We start from the raw sequence: 13,805 nt of genomic DNA, 5'->3' as shown, positions 1-13,805 counted from the left end.
TTCGAGATGCGGTCATTGGGTGCGATTCGCCCCATATTGAGCATCCCCTATCGAGGAGGAAAGCCATGACTGCCTATGCCGCGCTTGATGTTTCTATGGATAAGACGGCGATTTGCGTGATCGACGCCGGTGGCAATATTCTGTTGGAAGCAGTGACGATTAGCGATCCGGAGGCGATCGCCCATTGCCTGGCCCCCTACAGCGCTGAACTCGAACTGGTCGGCTTCGAGGCCGGACCGCTTTCGGAATGGCTTTTTCGCGGCCTCCAGGACGCAGGGATTGAGCCGGTTCTGATGGAGACCCGGCAGGTCCGCGCTGCGCTGTCGGCGATGGTCATGAAGACGGACCGCAACGACGCCCGGGGTATGGCCCAGCTATTGCGCTCGGGCTGGTTCAGGCCGGTGCACGTCAAGACCATTCCCGCCCGCGAGCAGCGTACGTTGCTGGCCGCGCGGTCGACATTGATGCGCCGGCAGAAGGACATCGAGAATAGCGTACGCGGGTTGTTGAAGGGTTTCGGCCTGCGCCTCGGCCGACTGCTGCGGGGCCGTTGGGATGATGCCGTCCGCGACATAGTCTCGGGCAATGCAACGCTTGCCTCCATCATGGAACCCTTGCTCGTTGTGCGCCAAGTATTACGCGCGCAGCTGGCTGTCCTGGATGGGCAGGTCCGGGATATCGTTCGCACCGACGCCGTATGCCGGAGGCTCATGACCGCGCCAGGCGTTGGCGCGATTGTCGCGCTTACCTACCGTGCCGCGGTCGATAATCCTGCCCGCTTTCGATCGTCCAAGTCAGTCGGTCCCTGCTTCGGCCTGACGCCGCGAAAATATCAATCGGGCGAGATAGATCGGAACGGCGGGATCAGTCGTGCCGGTGATCCGGCGGTCAGGGTCGCTCTGTTCGAGGCAGCGCACGTTCTGATGACGCGCGTGGCGAAATGGTCGAAGATCAAGGCCTGGGCAATGAATATCGCCAAGCGCCGCAGCGCGAAGCGCGCCAAGGTCGCGCTCGCCCGCAAGCTTGGCATCATTCTGCACCGGATGTGGGTCGATGAAGCCGACTTCAGGTACGGCCAGCCGGCATAGCCTTCGAGGAGAGAAAAGATGCCCGGATACTCAGCTACGTAGAGGTCCCCTGCGGGTGACCGGCGAGGGGACGATGGTCAGGGACAAGCCGCTGGACGCTTTGGCGATCAACGCCGTTTTCGAGATCGGCTACCCTGATTTTTCCGACCGCATCATGTGACGACCACGCGTCGATCACGGACAGAAGCATGAACCCCAAGTCGATCTACCTTGCAGTCCCGCACCCAATGACAGAAGGTGTCCAGCTCCTTGATCTTCATCTTGAGACCGGCCTGATCGAGGCGACGGGATTGGTAGCGCTGGGTCGATCGGTTGATCGGAAATGCGCCGCAGGCCCTCCGTTCGCTCACCTGGTAGTTCGCCCGCAGATAGCCAACGATCTCCCGAGCTCGATCAGGCCTTACATTTTTCGGCGGATGACGTCCTGCAGCATCTCTTTGTCGAGACTGAGGTTTGCCACGAGCCGCTTGAGCCGGACATTCTCCTCCTCGAGCTGCTTCAGCCGCTTCGTCTCCGACGGCATCAGTCCGCCATATTTGCTCCGCCATCGATAGTAGGTCTGAACCGATATGCCGGCTTTGCGGCACACCTCCTCGACGGTCGTACCATCCTCGGCCTGCTTGAGAATGAACGCGATCTGGTGCATGCTGTGATCCGCACGCCCCACATTCAGGACCGCGACGGAGTCCCAATGGTGCTACGCGAAATCATCGCGCGCTTTTGGTATCTGCGGCACGTCTTCGCAAATGGCGGCTATGCTGGCGACAAACTCAGGAAGGCTCTGCGGCGAATGGCGAAATGGACCATCGAAATCATCAAACGGTCAGATACCGCCAAAGGCTTCGAGGTGCTGCCCGGCCGCTGGGTGGTCGAACGGACGTTGGCATGGCTCAACCGAAACCGATGCCTAGCAGAGGACTTCGAGAAAACCATCGCTTCGGCAAAGGCTTGGGTCTTCATCCCGCCCGTTCAAATCGTCATCCGACGTATCGCAAGACTATGAAATCAATCCGCATGATGACGAACCAGGCACTTATGGTAAATCTTCATAAAAATCTGTACCGCGCGATCAGCGATTTGGTCGGCTAGAATGTTGTTTGCGTGTCGCAACTCCAGTATCAACCTTCGATTGAATCCTGAGGTGCAAAGATCAAGTAACAGCATAGCCGCGTCATCCGGATCTTCGTCGTATAAAGAATTAGCTAAAAATAAGGAAACTTGATCTCGAAAATACAAAAATGTATTAGAGTAGAAAATATTTCCTAACTTGGGAATGCGCCGATTGTTGATAATTATAATTCGCTCGATTTCGATGGTGTCATCTCGCATCAAGAAATGGCAAAATCTTTTCGAAGATAAATTCAACATACTGGTTATACTACTACATTCGGAAATATCGAGATCAAGAAAATTTCTAAATAACTGAACTTTCAATTCAATAGCGGCAACAGCAATGTCTTCCTTGTGATCAAAATATTGCCAAAGAGTGCTCTTCGACCCGCCCAATATACTAGAAATATCAGACATAGTGACATTATCGTAGCCACTCTCTAAAAATGCATTCATCGCAACGTTTACGATATTTTTGCGACGCGCACTTTTTTTCAGTTCTCTCTTTGAACTGATTGATAGGACATTTTTTTGCCGCATAAATCCTACATGGCTTCGGATCATCGAAAAAAATGGTGCTCGATAATGTCAGTGACAGATTAAGGAAATTAAGGAAAATTAATCTCTTGATAAGAATATGATTATATTATACTAATTCTAGATATTATTCTTGCCGCTAAGCTTTCTCTAAGTGGCTGTCCTCGCTTAATTTTTCTCCACGTATTATAGCTTATCCCAAGCTCTTTCTGTAACATTGAATCCGTTCTTCCAGTTGAAAAGCGTATAATTTTATCCGCGATATCTTTTGGCAATTTCACCATCTTACATTGTGAACTCATATCGAAATCTTCCGAAGATTACTGCTAAAGCTATAATATAGATCGGTATTTCTCTGGAATATTTAGCTATATTGCATAACTTTTCATATCGGGTAGACAAGATATCGCGGGAGTACTGACGTATCCAATTCGGCACGGCGGGACAGAAACTTGGCCCGACCATCGCCCGAAAGCCGAACCATATCGAGATAGCGACCTGCGGCAAGAATTTGAGTGACCCCGGTATCCATCGGCGTCATGAAAACCGAAAAGTTGGACATGGCCTCTGCTGTGCTGGCATCGACCTGCCGATGGCTGACCCGCTGAACGAAATGGCGAGTGCGGTAGTCCTGAAAGGTCCCTGCCCAGATCTCTGTGACATAAGTGACGCGATCTTCCAGTCGCGCCCTACAATCGTCGAACATGAAGCCGAGTTCGAGGTTATGTTCTGTGTTCTCGGCCGCACGGCAGTAATAAGATGCCTGTTCTTCCTCGGCATAGTTAGTGAGCCAGCCTGTCATGTCTTTGCTGTCGAGCGCGTTGGCGTCCGCCAGCAGCAGGCGGTCAAGAGCGCATTCCAGTTTGGTGGGCGAAAGCATCATGCTTGTGCCCTTTCGAATCCCATCACCGAGCGGTAATATTCCCAGCGCGGAAGGTTACCGCTTTCATCGTTCTGCGAAAACTCGGACTCGAGCTTGGCAGGATCACGCACGCCTTTCTGGAAGATCGCATTGCCAGGCGTGTGGCTGCCGATGTGGATCCGGTGGAAGATCGAAGCGTCTTCCATGCTAATTAAACCGCATGGACCCAGTAAATTGGAGCTTTGCCGTAACCGGTGGCGAAGCATGTCCGCATCGTCGTTCTGGTGGGCGAAATAGGCGTAGTGGACCTCGGTCGTTTCGGCATCGATTGGGGTCGCGAAGCGCAGGTTTATGACGTCGAGATGTTTGGTTGAAACGAAAGTCGGGAACAACTGGACGATGCGTGACCCGACTGATGGATCCTGCCCTTTGAAGGCAATCAGATCCTTATCTTTTAGAACGCTGGGACCGCTCGCCACGGAGAGTGCCGACTCGAAACAGACATGGCCGCGTTTCGTGGCGGTATACTGCCGCCCTTTGCCGCCCTGCCAATTGAGCATCTTGAATGCCGCGTGGAGCAGCGGGGCATGGTAGCCGTCGTTGTCGTTGTAACCCTTCCAGTTGCTGTCATAGCGAACCTTCTGATAGCCCAGCAGTTTAAGGCGACCGTCGCCCGCCATCAGTTCGCGCAGGGTTTCTCCTGCTTCGCCGAGAAACTGGTCAAGGGGTTCTGTCTCAGCCGAGAACGTCACGAATATCAGGCCGTAGAACAGATCGAAGCGCGGCTGCCCCAAGGGGTAGTCCGCCTTGTCGAAACCGGGTACGAATTCGCGCGGGTTGGGACATCCAACAAGCTCGCCCTTGGCACTGAACAGCCAACGGTGATAGGGGCATTCGAACTCGGTTTTGTTACCCATTACCGCAGTTTCGAGCTGGTTGCTGCGATGCGAGCAGGCATTGTAAAACACGCGAACCTCGCCCCCTTCATCCCGCGAGATCAACAGCGGGATTCCTGCGAGGCGGATCGTCCGGAAATCGCCTGGGTTGGGCAACTCGCTTTCGTGCGCAACCGGATGCCATTCCGGGCCGTGAAATATCCGCTTGATCTCTTCCAAGTAGAGATCCGATCGCGTAAAGGCCGCCTTGGGAACTTCGTTATAATTCTTCGGCCAGGTCAAGGTCGCGTCAGCCATCCTCTTGCTCCCGCATTTCCAGTGATCGTTTATCTGACCGTCTTCAACGCTCTGTTTCGAGCGCTTTGCCCAGTTCGGCCCACATCCGGCCCGAATTACGCGCGCCTTCGAGATAGCTTTCGGGACATAAGTGATAGGGTGGACGGCAAGGTCCGGCGTTCATCCATCCACCGGCGGTCATCCGCGCCTTTTCCAGCGGAATGTTGTAGGTGGAGAATTCCTTGAAGCTGCCATTGGGAAACAGCGTTGCTGCCGTGGGCGCGAGCCGCCCCATGAAGGTCTTGGCCTTGCTCCAGTCGCCGGTGGCGCGGGCCTGTGCGACGAGATCGCGCAATGTCGTACTGACGAGAGGATGGCAGACCGCGCCGCTTGTCCAGAAGGCATCGACCGAATCGTCCATCCGCGCCGCGCCATAGTAATCGAAGTCGATCGGCAGCAGCTTGATCCGCCCCTTGATTGCGGCCAGATCGGGCAGCAGTGTGCCAACACCGATATACTTGGCAGTAACAACTTGGGGGATTTCGGCGACCTGACCCCAGAAATGGCGCGGGAAATCGAACTTGAATGCTTCGGGATTGGCATAGATTGCAATATTGATATCGGGCACCGCCTCAGCGACATCCTTGTAGAACTGGACCGCGACATCGACGCTCGGCGCGCACCACATCGGTACGCCCAGCATCGTCCCGGTCGCGCCGATATCGACTGCCTCGCGGGTCAGCGCGATGGTGTCGCGGGTGTTGATACAGGTTGTGCCGACAAACACCGGAACCCGGCCCGCTGCGGCATCTACGATAGTCTTCATAAAGACGAGCTTTTCGTCAAGCGTCATGGTCGCGGCCTCGCCCAGCGTTCCCATACTCAGGATGCCGTCGACTCCGGCCTCGATCAGGCCGTTGACCATGCGGGCTGCTTCGTCGACATTAACCGTATCAGTGGCGCGCCAATCGGTAGCACCTTCCTTGGCGGGCGTCGGCACGATCGCCCAGGCACCCTTTATATCAGCAGCAGTCAGCAGTTCACGCGCCACGCAACATCTCCCAAAGATTTTCAATCATTAGCCAATATGTAACGCATTGCCCACGGGCTTGGCAAGGGAGGAATGCGGATTTATGAAGCCGAATGTGACTAGGATTGCACCCTTCCGGCCGGACGGGTGCGGGTTTGGAGAAATCAGAGATGACAGACGCAAACGTAAGATTTGCAGGCAAGATCGCGATTGTCACGGGAGCAGCCCAGGGCATCGGCTTTGCTACGGCCCAGCGCCTAGGGCGAGAAGGCGCCACAGTCGTCGTTGCCGATCGTGCAGAACAGGCGACACTGGATGCGGTTGCGCGACTTATGGCCGAATCTGTCGACGCTCACCCCGCCATCCACGACCTCGAGCAACAGGCTGGAGCCGCTGCCCTGTACAACGCTGTAAGCGATAAATTCGGGCGGATCGACGTGGCCGTCCATAATGTCGGTGGCACGATCTGGGCCAAGCCTTATTGGGAATACACCACCGAAGAAATCGTCGCCGAAATTAATCGCTCGTTGTGGCCGACGCTGTGGTGTTGCCATGCAGTGCTGCCCCACATGCGCGCGGCGGGTCGCGGCGCGATCGTCAACATCGGCTCGGTGGCAACGCGCGGGGTCAATCGCGTGCCCTACGCGGCTGCGAAAGGTGGCGTGGCGGCGCTGACCGCTGCGTTGTCGCTGGAACTGGAGGATTGTGGCATCAGGGTAAATTGCGTGGCTCCTGGCGGGGTCAACGTGACCCGTGTCACCCCGCGTAATACCGCTCCGCATTCCGACGCGGACCGCAAGGGCTTTGGCGAGGTGATGGAGCAGACCTTGCGCGATACCCCGCTGGGTCGCTTCGGCGAGCCCGAGGAACTGGCCGCCGCGATCTGCTTTCTAGCCGCCGACGAGGCGTCCTACATCACCGGCCAAACCCTCTACGTCGCAGGTGGCGGGATCGGCTGATCCCGCCCGCCTTACGAGCCTAACCAGCCTGCTTGAGGATATCGCGGAGCGACACATCGGCATCGGCCAGCTGCGCGGCCTGGGCATTGGCTCGGCGCTCGATCAGCCGTTTGCCGATGCCCATGTCTGGGGCGCGGTTGACAGTCAGGATGCCCTCGATCATCTCGCCTGACTGGAAGAATGCGGTAAACTGGTTGCTTGCCATGTCTCCACGCAGGGTTACCTCGGCTTGCACCGGGATATGGCCGCAGAACTGGATATTGAGATCGAACTGGTCGCTCCAGTACCACACCGGCTTGCAGTAATCGACGCCCTGCCCGAGCACGGCGAGCGCCGCGGCCTGAGCCTGATCGGCAGCATTCTGGTAGGTTTCCTGGCGGATATGGCCGCCGAAGAAGCTCTCCTGTTCGGCCACGTCGCCGGCGGCAAAGACATTCTCATTGCTGGAGCGGCACCGCCGATCGACGATGATGCCGTTATTGGTGACGATGCCTGCGTCCCGGGCTAGGCTGATTTCCGGCACTATCCCGACCCCGACTACCACGGCATCGCAATCCACCAGTGATCCGTCATCGAGTTCGACCTGCGTCACCCGCCCGTCAAGCACCTTCATCGCGTTCACGCCGCGTCCGAAGCGGGTGTCGACGCCGCGCTGGCGATGTTCCTCGCCCAGCCATTGCCCGAACTGCGGCCCGAGCGCGCGAATCATAGGCGCGGCAAGCGGTTCGATCGCGGTCACTCGGCACCCCAGCTTGACCGCGCTGGCCGCGACTTCAGCCCCGATCACACCCATGCCGATGATGACGATCCGGGCGCCGTCCCTGAGGTCCGTCGCCATCCGGGTGGCATCGTCCCGGGTGCGCAGGTAATGCACGTTGGCGGCGTCGGCACCCTCCATGTTGAGCTTGCGGGCGGAACCACCGGTGGTCAGCAGGATGCGGTCGGCTTGGACCAGGTCTCCGCCCGTCAGGCGCACAGCGCTCGCCGCCAGGTCGAGCGCTTCGGCACGCGTGCCAAGCCGCATTTCGATGCGGTTGGCGGCGTACCAGGCCTCGTCATGAAGGAAGAAATTGTCCGGTACATTGGCCGGATCCCACAACACCTCCTTGGACAGGGGCGGGCGCTCGTAGGGCCGCCACGGTTCTTCGCCGATAAGGGTGATCCGGCCATCGAAGCCAGCCTGGCGCAAGGACTCCACCGCGCGGCCACCCGCAAGATTTGCTCCGACCACGGCTACCGATTTCATGCGATTCTCCCAACTTTGCGTGCTTTCCCGGTCTTATTGCCGGAAGGCGCACCTCCCTATAGACCTTCTTTGCACAATATGCAATGCGTTGCGAGAGTTAACGCGCGCTAGGCGGATTCCTGGATTTCCATTTTTTCAAGACGCAAGGCGAGCTGCCGACGGGTAAAGCCTAAGGTGCGCGCCGCGCGAGCAACGTTGCCCCCACTTGCATCAAGGGCCTCGCGGATCACCAGCCCTTCCATTTCCAGCAGGCTTCCGCCCTCATCGACGATCAGATCCAGCATCTGGCGCACCAAGTTGGCGCGACTACCAACATTGTCAACGGCGCTGATCCTGCCATCGTTGGTCATGCACATCGCCGGCTTCAATTCGAGGCCGTCGGTTTCCAAGAACAGGTGTCTGACGTCGATCGCTCGTCCGTCGTCCGCCAACAGCACGGCGCGTTCCACCATTCGCTCAAGTTCGCGCACATTGCCCGGGAAATCGTAAGCCAACAGCGCGTTAATCGCCCGCGGAGTGAAGCCCGATACTGTTCGGCCATGGCGCAGGGCATAACGCAGACGGAAGTGTTCCAGCAGCACCGGAATGTCCTCGCGGCGCTGGCGCAGCGGCGGCACCCGGACCGGTAAAGTCGATATCCGGTAGAACAAGTCGGCACGAAACGTGCCTTCCCGCACCGCCTCGTTAAGTTCCACATTCGATGCTGCGATCAATCGGACATCCACCTTGATCGTCCGCGTATCGCCGACCCGCTCGAACTCACCTTCCTGGACAGCGCGCAGAATCTTCGATTGTGCAAGTGGCGACAGTGTCGATATCTCGTCCAGGAACAGCGTGCCGCCATTGGCCAGCTCGAACCGACCGGGCCGGGCGGCAACCGCGCCAGTATAGGCCCCCTTGGCCACGCCGAACAGCTCCGATTCGATCAGCCCCTCAGGGATCGCCGCGCAGTTGAGCGCGATGAACGGCTCCGCCTCGCGCGTGCTCAGCCGATGAGCGAGCTTGGCCAGCACTTCCTTGCCGACCCCGGTCTCGCCCATTAACAGCAGCGTCGCATTGCTCGCTGCGGTGCGTTCGATCATGGTCTTGGCTGAGAGGAACGCTGCCGATATCCCAATCACCGTTTGGCCCGCATCATGCCACGTTTCGGACAGGACCAGCGGCGTCGCGGCCAATTCGAGGTCGTCCAACTGATCCCATTCGGGTTTTGGTTTGGCGTGAAGTACGCAGGCAGCATCGCCTCGCCCCGCACATTCCACTTCGCGCATGATGATCGGTTGTCCCGCGAAGGTTGTGGCAAAGCCGCTTGCAAAGCCGGTCTGCATCCAGCACACCGGATCGGTGCTGTGCCCCATCGCGTTGAGATGGATCGCCGCCTCCATCGAATCGTGGACCGTGAACCGGCCTTCGAAATGCCCCCGCGAGGGATCGTTTTCAAGAGTTTCGATCTGGGTCCAGCCGAACCCGGTCAAGGCGTGTGCCTGCGGTCCGACCGCGAATGCTTCGAGATAATCACCATCCGGGCGCAATTTCTTCGCGCCGATCGCGCACCGTGCGCCTTCGGCAAAACCGACACCCCAGAAGAACCGGCTGGCCGCTTCTAGCCCCAATTCGGCCACCAGGCGGCTGCGCCAGCTGGCCAGGGCCGCTTGGCTGAGCAGTACGCAGCGTTCACCGTCATGCCAGATCCGGCCCATTTCCGGTGAGAACAGCAGCTTGCTGGCAAGGTCGGCGTATCCTGGGAGCGTCTCCATCCGGTCAGCTTATCAGATTCGTAACTTCCGGCCCAGACTTAAGCCTCGACATTTACATATACGTCGATCTGCACGGTGCCTCGCCGTGGGATTGACCAACCGGACTGCGGTAAATCGGCCCGAAAACGATATTGGCACGATTCGTGCTTATAACTGTCCCGACAAGAAAAATCGATGGCGGCTTTAGCCATGCTGTTGGGAGAGGATCAAATGAACGACAACATTGCCGATCTGGTTGATTCACGCACCGGGCGCCAATCGCGCTCGATCTACGCGAGCGAAGACATCTATCGGCAGGAACTTGAGCGGATCTTCGGGCGCTGCTGGCTGTTCCTGGTCCACACCAGCCAGATTCCGAAGCCGGGCGACTATTTCCGCACCTTCATGGGCGAAGACGATGTGATCGTGATCCGCCAGAAGGACGGGTCGATCAAGGCGTTCCTTAACAGCTGCACCCACCGCGGGAACCGGATCTGCCGCGCCGATCGCGGCAATGCGCGCGCCTTCACCTGCAACTATCACGGCTGGTCTTTTTCCCCGGACGGCGCGCTCGCCGGGGTGCCGCTGGAAAGCGAGGCCTATTTCGGCGAACTCGACCGCACCAAGTTCGGCCTGATCCCGGTGACGAAAGTGGCCGAGTACAAGGGCCTGGTGTTCGGCTGCTGGGATGCCAATTCGCCCAGCCTCGATGACTATCTGGGCGATGCCAAGTTTTTCCTCGATGTCTGGCTGGATGCCATGCCGGGCGGATCGGCACTGCTCGGCGAGACGCAGAAGATGGTGCTGGGCACCAACTGGAAGCTGCCAGTCGAGAACGTCTGCGGCGATGGCTATCACCTGGGCTGGGCACATGCCGGCGCGATGGCAGCAGTCCAGTCGATGGACCTCACCGGGCTCAGCGTCGGCAATTCCGGGGTCGATCTCGATGGCGGGCTGTCGGTCGCCGGCATGAACGGGCACATGGTCTTGAGCGCGCTCGACGGCGTTTCCGGCTACGCCTTCTATCCTGATCCCAAGCCGATCCTCGAATACCTAGAGGCCAACCGCCAGACGGTGATCGACCGTCTGGGCGAAGTGCGCGGCAGGCAGGTGTGGGGTGCGCAGGTCAACATAACCATTTTCCCCAACCTGCAACTGCTGCCCGGGCTCAACTGGTTCCGGGTCTATCATCCAAAGGGTCCCACCCAGATCGAACAGTGGACCTGGGCCATGGCCGAAAACGACATGCCCGAGGCGGTGAAAGCGCAGATTCTCGAAAACCAGTGCCTGACCTTCGGCTTGGCGGGCCTTTTCGACAACGACGATGGCGACAATCTGACCGCCTGCACCGAACAGTCGCGCGGCTGGCGCACGGCGCAGATGGATGTCTACACCAACATGGCGCTGGGCCGCTCGGGCAAGCGCGAGGGCTTCCCCGGCGATATCGCCTCCGGCTTGGTAAGCGAACACAACCAGCGCTATTTCTACCGCCGCTGGCAAGAGCACATGATGGCGGAAACCTGGGCCGAAGTGCCCACGTACAACATTAACTCGCTGACCGACGAGGAGGCCGAGCATGCTTGACCGACCGCTTGCCCCTCCCCCGGTGGAGGTGATCGTTGCAGTTACCCAGGCACTCCACCGCGAAGCCCGGCTGCTCGACAACGAAGATCTCGACGGCTGGCTGGCCATGCTTGGCAAAGACGTCAGCTATCGCCTGGAACTGAAGAGCCGAAGGTTCCGCGCTGACCGTTCGCCGCCTTTTCCACTTGGCCCAGGGGTAATCTTCAACGAGGATCTGGGTAGGCTGAAAATGCGGGTGGATCGCCTGAAATCCGGCTTCGTCTGGGCCGAAGATCCGCCCAACTACATCCGCCGCGCTGTCTCCAACGTCGAGGTGCTGGCCACCCGGGCCGATAACGAGGTGCGGGTCCATTCGGTGCTGGGGATGCACCGCAATCGGATCGATGGCACCACCCGCCTGCTCACCGCCGGACGCACTGACCTCTGGCGCAGCGAAGGCAGCGCTTGGCTGCTGGCCGCGCGCGAAATCGTGCTGGACCATTCCGTGCTGCCGGACAGCAACCTCAACGCCTTTTTCTGAACAAGCCTGACGGGAGAGAACAATCATGCGCTTCGAACGGATCGGTCGCGAACCGGATTATTCACGCTACATGGACCTCAAGGAAGGCTGGCTTGACCGCCGGATCTTTTCGGATGCGGACATCTACGAGGAGGAGCTGTACCGCATCTTCGCGCGGTCGTGGCTGTTCGTTGCCCACGAAAGCCAGATCCCAAACAGCGGGGACTTCCTGACGACCCACATGGGTGAAGACGCGGTGATCGTCGCGCGCCAGCCCGACGGTTCGATCCGGGTCATGCTCAATTCCTGCCCGCACCGCGGCAATAAGGTGTGCTTCGCCGATGCCGGGAACACCCGTCGGTTCGTCTGCAATTACCACGGCTGGGCGTTTGACACCGCCGGCGACCTCAAGGGCATGCACGAGGAATATTGCTACGACGCGGGCGATATCGACTTCAAGAACCATGGCCTCAAGAACGTCGCCAAGGTCGGCAACTACAAGGGCTTGGTGTTCGCCACCTTCAACAGCGATGCGCCGAGCCTGGAAGCCTGGCTAGGCGATTTCCGGTGGTATCTCGACATGATCCTCGACAACGAGGAAGGCGGCACCGAATTCATTGGCGGCTGCATCAAGTCGGTGATCAGCGCGAACTGGAAGTTCGGGGTCGAGAACTTCATCGGCGACGCTTATCACGCCGGCTGGACGCATGATTCGGGCACTCGGTCGATGAACAACGGCCAGCCGTTCCCGCCGATCGACATGGATAATTCCTATCACGCCAGCGTGAACGGCCACGGCTGGGAATTCGGCACCGAAGGCGTGGGCGACCTCTTCCTGCTCGGGCGCCCCAAGGTGATGGACTATTACAACAAGATCCGCCCGAAGATGGCAGAACGCCTGGGCGAGATGCGCTCGAAGATCTTCGGTTCGGTCGCCTCGGCATCGATCTTCCCCAACGTCTCGTTCCTGCCGGGCATTTCCACCTTCCGCCAGTGGCAACCCAAGGGGCCAATGCAGTTCGAATTGAAGACCTGGGTGATCGTCAACAAGAACATGCCCGACGACATCAAGGAGGAAGTGACCAAAGGCGTGATGCAGACCTTTGGCCCCGGTGGCACCTTCGAGATGGATGACGGCGAAAACTGGGAAAACTGCACCACCGTCAACCGCGGCGTCGTCACCCGGCACGAGCGCCTGCACTATCGCTGCGGGATCGGCCGCCAGATCGAACACGATACCCTGCCGGGCATCGTCTATCGCGGCCAGTACAACGACGCCAACCAGCGCGGCTTCTATCAGCGCTGGCTCGACATGATGACCCATGACGAATTCGGCAAGATGCCGGCACGGCCCGAACCGCAGCTGGGCAATGTGGGCGAAACCCGCGATCTTCCTGGCCTGTTCGCGCTCTGAGAGGAACTACAGCTATGACCGACACCGCAACCCTCGAGCGCACATGTGAAGGGACTACCGCATCGCTCGAACTGACCCACGCGCTGACCCAGACGCTGTATCGCGAAGCACGGCTGCTCGACGATGAACACTACAAGGCCTGGGCCAGCATGCTGGCGGAAGACCTGCATTACCACATGCCGGGGATCGAAACCCGCTATCGCCGCGACAAGACCGAGCAGGTGACCGACCTGACCCGGATGGCCTATTACAACGACAGCAAGCCCGAAATCCTCAAGCGGCTTTCTCGGCTCGAGACCGGAACGGCCTGGTCGGAGGATCCGGCGACGCGCTACACCCATATCATCACCAACGTCGAGGTGGAGCTTACCGAAAAGGCCGACGAGTTCCGAGTCTATTCGAACTTCTATGCTTATCGCAATCGCAACGAACGCGACGAGGATTCGCTAATCGGCAACCGTATCGATATCTGGCGTCAGGTCGGCAACAGCTTTCAACTGGTCAAACGCCGAGCGATCCTCAAGCACAATGTAATGTTGAGCAAGAACCTCAACATCTACGTTTAGTCTAT

The 13,805-nt window shown here is 58.6% G+C and carries 12 protein-coding genes and 2 pseudogenes; 7 read left to right on the top strand and 7 right to left on the bottom strand.

Annotated features, from left to right (window positions below; genetic code table 11):
* Positions 1-65 precede the first annotated feature (65 nt).
* Positions 66-1,088: an IS110 family transposase gene (locus tag A8G00_RS06880; RefSeq protein ID WP_008832424.1), complete on the top strand. Its 1,023-nt coding sequence runs from the start codon at positions 66-68 to the stop codon at positions 1,086-1,088.
* A 329-nt stretch (positions 1,089-1,417) separates the two neighbouring features.
* On the opposite strand, the pseudogene A8G00_RS06875 reads toward A8G00_RS06880, so the two are convergent.
* Positions 1,418-1,734: pseudogene (locus A8G00_RS06875) on the bottom strand (transposase); the annotation flags it as partial.
* Between A8G00_RS06875 and A8G00_RS06870 the strand changes: the two are divergent.
* Positions 1,726-2,091 (top strand): annotated as a pseudogene (locus A8G00_RS06870) (transposase); the annotation flags it as partial. The pseudogenes A8G00_RS06875 and A8G00_RS06870 overlap by 9 nt on opposite strands.
* 2 nt (positions 2,092-2,093) lie before the next feature.
* Here A8G00_RS06870 and A8G00_RS06865 read toward each other — a convergent pair.
* The 4 genes from A8G00_RS06865 to A8G00_RS06845 form a co-directional block, all read right to left on the bottom strand.
* A complete protein-coding gene (locus A8G00_RS06865; RefSeq protein ID WP_082718776.1) occupies positions 2,094-2,762 on the bottom strand; it encodes a TetR/AcrR family transcriptional regulator in 669 nt (222 codons plus the stop codon).
* A gap of 358 nt (positions 2,763-3,120) precedes the next feature.
* On the bottom strand, positions 3,121-3,618 hold the full coding sequence (locus A8G00_RS06855) for an aromatic-ring-hydroxylating dioxygenase subunit beta (RefSeq protein ID WP_024020827.1): 498 nt from the start codon (positions 3,616-3,618) through the stop codon (positions 3,121-3,123).
* On the bottom strand, positions 3,615-4,790 hold the full coding sequence (locus tag A8G00_RS06850; protein ID WP_008829815.1) for an aromatic ring-hydroxylating dioxygenase subunit alpha: 1,176 nt from the start codon (positions 4,788-4,790) through the stop codon (positions 3,615-3,617). The genes A8G00_RS06855 and A8G00_RS06850 overlap by 4 nt, the downstream gene beginning before the upstream one ends.
* A 43-nt stretch (positions 4,791-4,833) precedes the next feature.
* Positions 4,834-5,820: a dihydrodipicolinate synthase family protein gene (locus A8G00_RS06845; RefSeq protein WP_008829814.1), complete on the bottom strand. Its 987-nt coding sequence runs from the start codon at positions 5,818-5,820 to the stop codon at positions 4,834-4,836.
* A gap of 149 nt (positions 5,821-5,969) precedes the next feature.
* Between A8G00_RS06845 and A8G00_RS06840 the strand changes: the two genes are divergently transcribed.
* Positions 5,970-6,758 (top strand): 1,6-dihydroxycyclohexa-2,4-diene-1-carboxylate dehydrogenase, encoded by a 789-nt coding sequence (locus A8G00_RS06840; protein WP_024020828.1) that lies wholly within the window; start codon positions 5,970-5,972, stop codon positions 6,756-6,758.
* A 19-nt stretch (positions 6,759-6,777) separates the two neighbouring features.
* On the opposite strand, the gene A8G00_RS06835 is transcribed toward A8G00_RS06840, so the two are convergent.
* Both A8G00_RS06835 and A8G00_RS06830 read right to left on the bottom strand, forming a co-directional pair.
* Positions 6,778-8,004 carry an NAD(P)/FAD-dependent oxidoreductase gene (locus A8G00_RS06835; RefSeq protein ID WP_008829811.1) on the bottom strand — a complete coding sequence of 409 codons (1,227 nt, stop codon included), beginning with the start codon at positions 8,002-8,004 and terminating at the stop codon, positions 6,778-6,780.
* Between the two features lie 107 nt (positions 8,005-8,111).
* A complete protein-coding gene (locus tag A8G00_RS06830; RefSeq protein WP_024020829.1) occupies positions 8,112-9,758 on the bottom strand; it encodes a sigma-54-dependent Fis family transcriptional regulator in 1,647 nt (548 codons plus the stop codon).
* 210 nt (positions 9,759-9,968) lie between these two features.
* Between A8G00_RS06830 and A8G00_RS06825 the strand changes: the two genes are divergently transcribed.
* Genes A8G00_RS06825 through A8G00_RS06810 form a run of 4 tightly spaced genes read left to right on the top strand, consistent with a single transcriptional unit; the run spans position 9,969 to position 13,800 of the window.
* Positions 9,969-11,321 (top strand): aromatic ring-hydroxylating dioxygenase subunit alpha, encoded by a 1,353-nt coding sequence (locus A8G00_RS06825; RefSeq protein ID WP_008831827.1) that lies wholly within the window; start codon positions 9,969-9,971, stop codon positions 11,319-11,321.
* Positions 11,314-11,841, top strand: a complete 528-nt coding sequence (locus A8G00_RS06820) for an aromatic-ring-hydroxylating dioxygenase subunit beta (RefSeq protein ID WP_024020830.1) — start codon at positions 11,314-11,316, stop codon at positions 11,839-11,841. Before A8G00_RS06825 ends, A8G00_RS06820 begins: the two co-directional genes overlap by 8 nt.
* 25 nt (positions 11,842-11,866) lie before the next feature.
* Positions 11,867-13,234: an aromatic ring-hydroxylating dioxygenase subunit alpha gene (locus A8G00_RS06815; protein ID WP_008828560.1), complete on the top strand. Its 1,368-nt coding sequence runs from the start codon at positions 11,867-11,869 to the stop codon at positions 13,232-13,234.
* A gap of 14 nt (positions 13,235-13,248) precedes the next feature.
* The gene (locus A8G00_RS06810; protein ID WP_008828561.1) at positions 13,249-13,800 is read left to right on the top strand and encodes a 3-phenylpropionate/cinnamic acid dioxygenase subunit beta; all 552 of its coding nucleotides are present in this window, start codon (positions 13,249-13,251) and stop codon (positions 13,798-13,800) included.
* Positions 13,801-13,805 lie beyond the last annotated feature (5 nt).

Origin of the sequence: Sphingobium sp. SA916 (assembly GCF_002894065.1) — a bacterium.
Lineage (GTDB): Bacteria > Pseudomonadota > Alphaproteobacteria > Sphingomonadales > Sphingomonadaceae > Sphingobium > Sphingobium fuliginis.
Note: the sequence above shows the minus strand (reverse complement) of the source record. Positions and strands in the feature narration are given on the sequence as shown.

What these genes read in the sequence shown, in the direction of transcription:
- A8G00_RS06880 (WP_008832424.1), top strand. Translation starts at nt 66, where the DNA reads ATGACTGCCTATGCCGCGCTTGATGTTTCTATGGATAAGACGGCGATT.
- A8G00_RS06865 (WP_082718776.1), bottom strand. Translation starts at nt 2,762, where the DNA reads ATGATCCGAAGCCATGTAGGATTTATGCGGCAAAAAAATGTCCTATCA.
- A8G00_RS06855 (WP_024020827.1), bottom strand. Translation starts at nt 3,618, where the DNA reads ATGATGCTTTCGCCCACCAAACTGGAATGCGCTCTTGACCGCCTGCTG.
- A8G00_RS06850 (WP_008829815.1), bottom strand. Translation starts at nt 4,790, where the DNA reads ATGGCTGACGCGACCTTGACCTGGCCGAAGAATTATAACGAAGTTCCC.
- A8G00_RS06840 (WP_024020828.1), top strand. Translation starts at nt 5,970, where the DNA reads ATGACAGACGCAAACGTAAGATTTGCAGGCAAGATCGCGATTGTCACG.
- A8G00_RS06835 (WP_008829811.1), bottom strand. Translation starts at nt 8,004, where the DNA reads ATGAAATCGGTAGCCGTGGTCGGAGCAAATCTTGCGGGTGGCCGCGCG.
- A8G00_RS06830 (WP_024020829.1), bottom strand. Translation starts at nt 9,758, where the DNA reads ATGGAGACGCTCCCAGGATACGCCGACCTTGCCAGCAAGCTGCTGTTC.
- A8G00_RS06825 (WP_008831827.1), top strand. Translation starts at nt 9,969, where the DNA reads ATGAACGACAACATTGCCGATCTGGTTGATTCACGCACCGGGCGCCAA.
- A8G00_RS06820 (WP_024020830.1), top strand. Translation starts at nt 11,314, where the DNA reads ATGCTTGACCGACCGCTTGCCCCTCCCCCGGTGGAGGTGATCGTTGCA.
- A8G00_RS06815 (WP_008828560.1), top strand. Translation starts at nt 11,867, where the DNA reads ATGCGCTTCGAACGGATCGGTCGCGAACCGGATTATTCACGCTACATG.
- A8G00_RS06810 (WP_008828561.1), top strand. Translation starts at nt 13,249, where the DNA reads ATGACCGACACCGCAACCCTCGAGCGCACATGTGAAGGGACTACCGCA.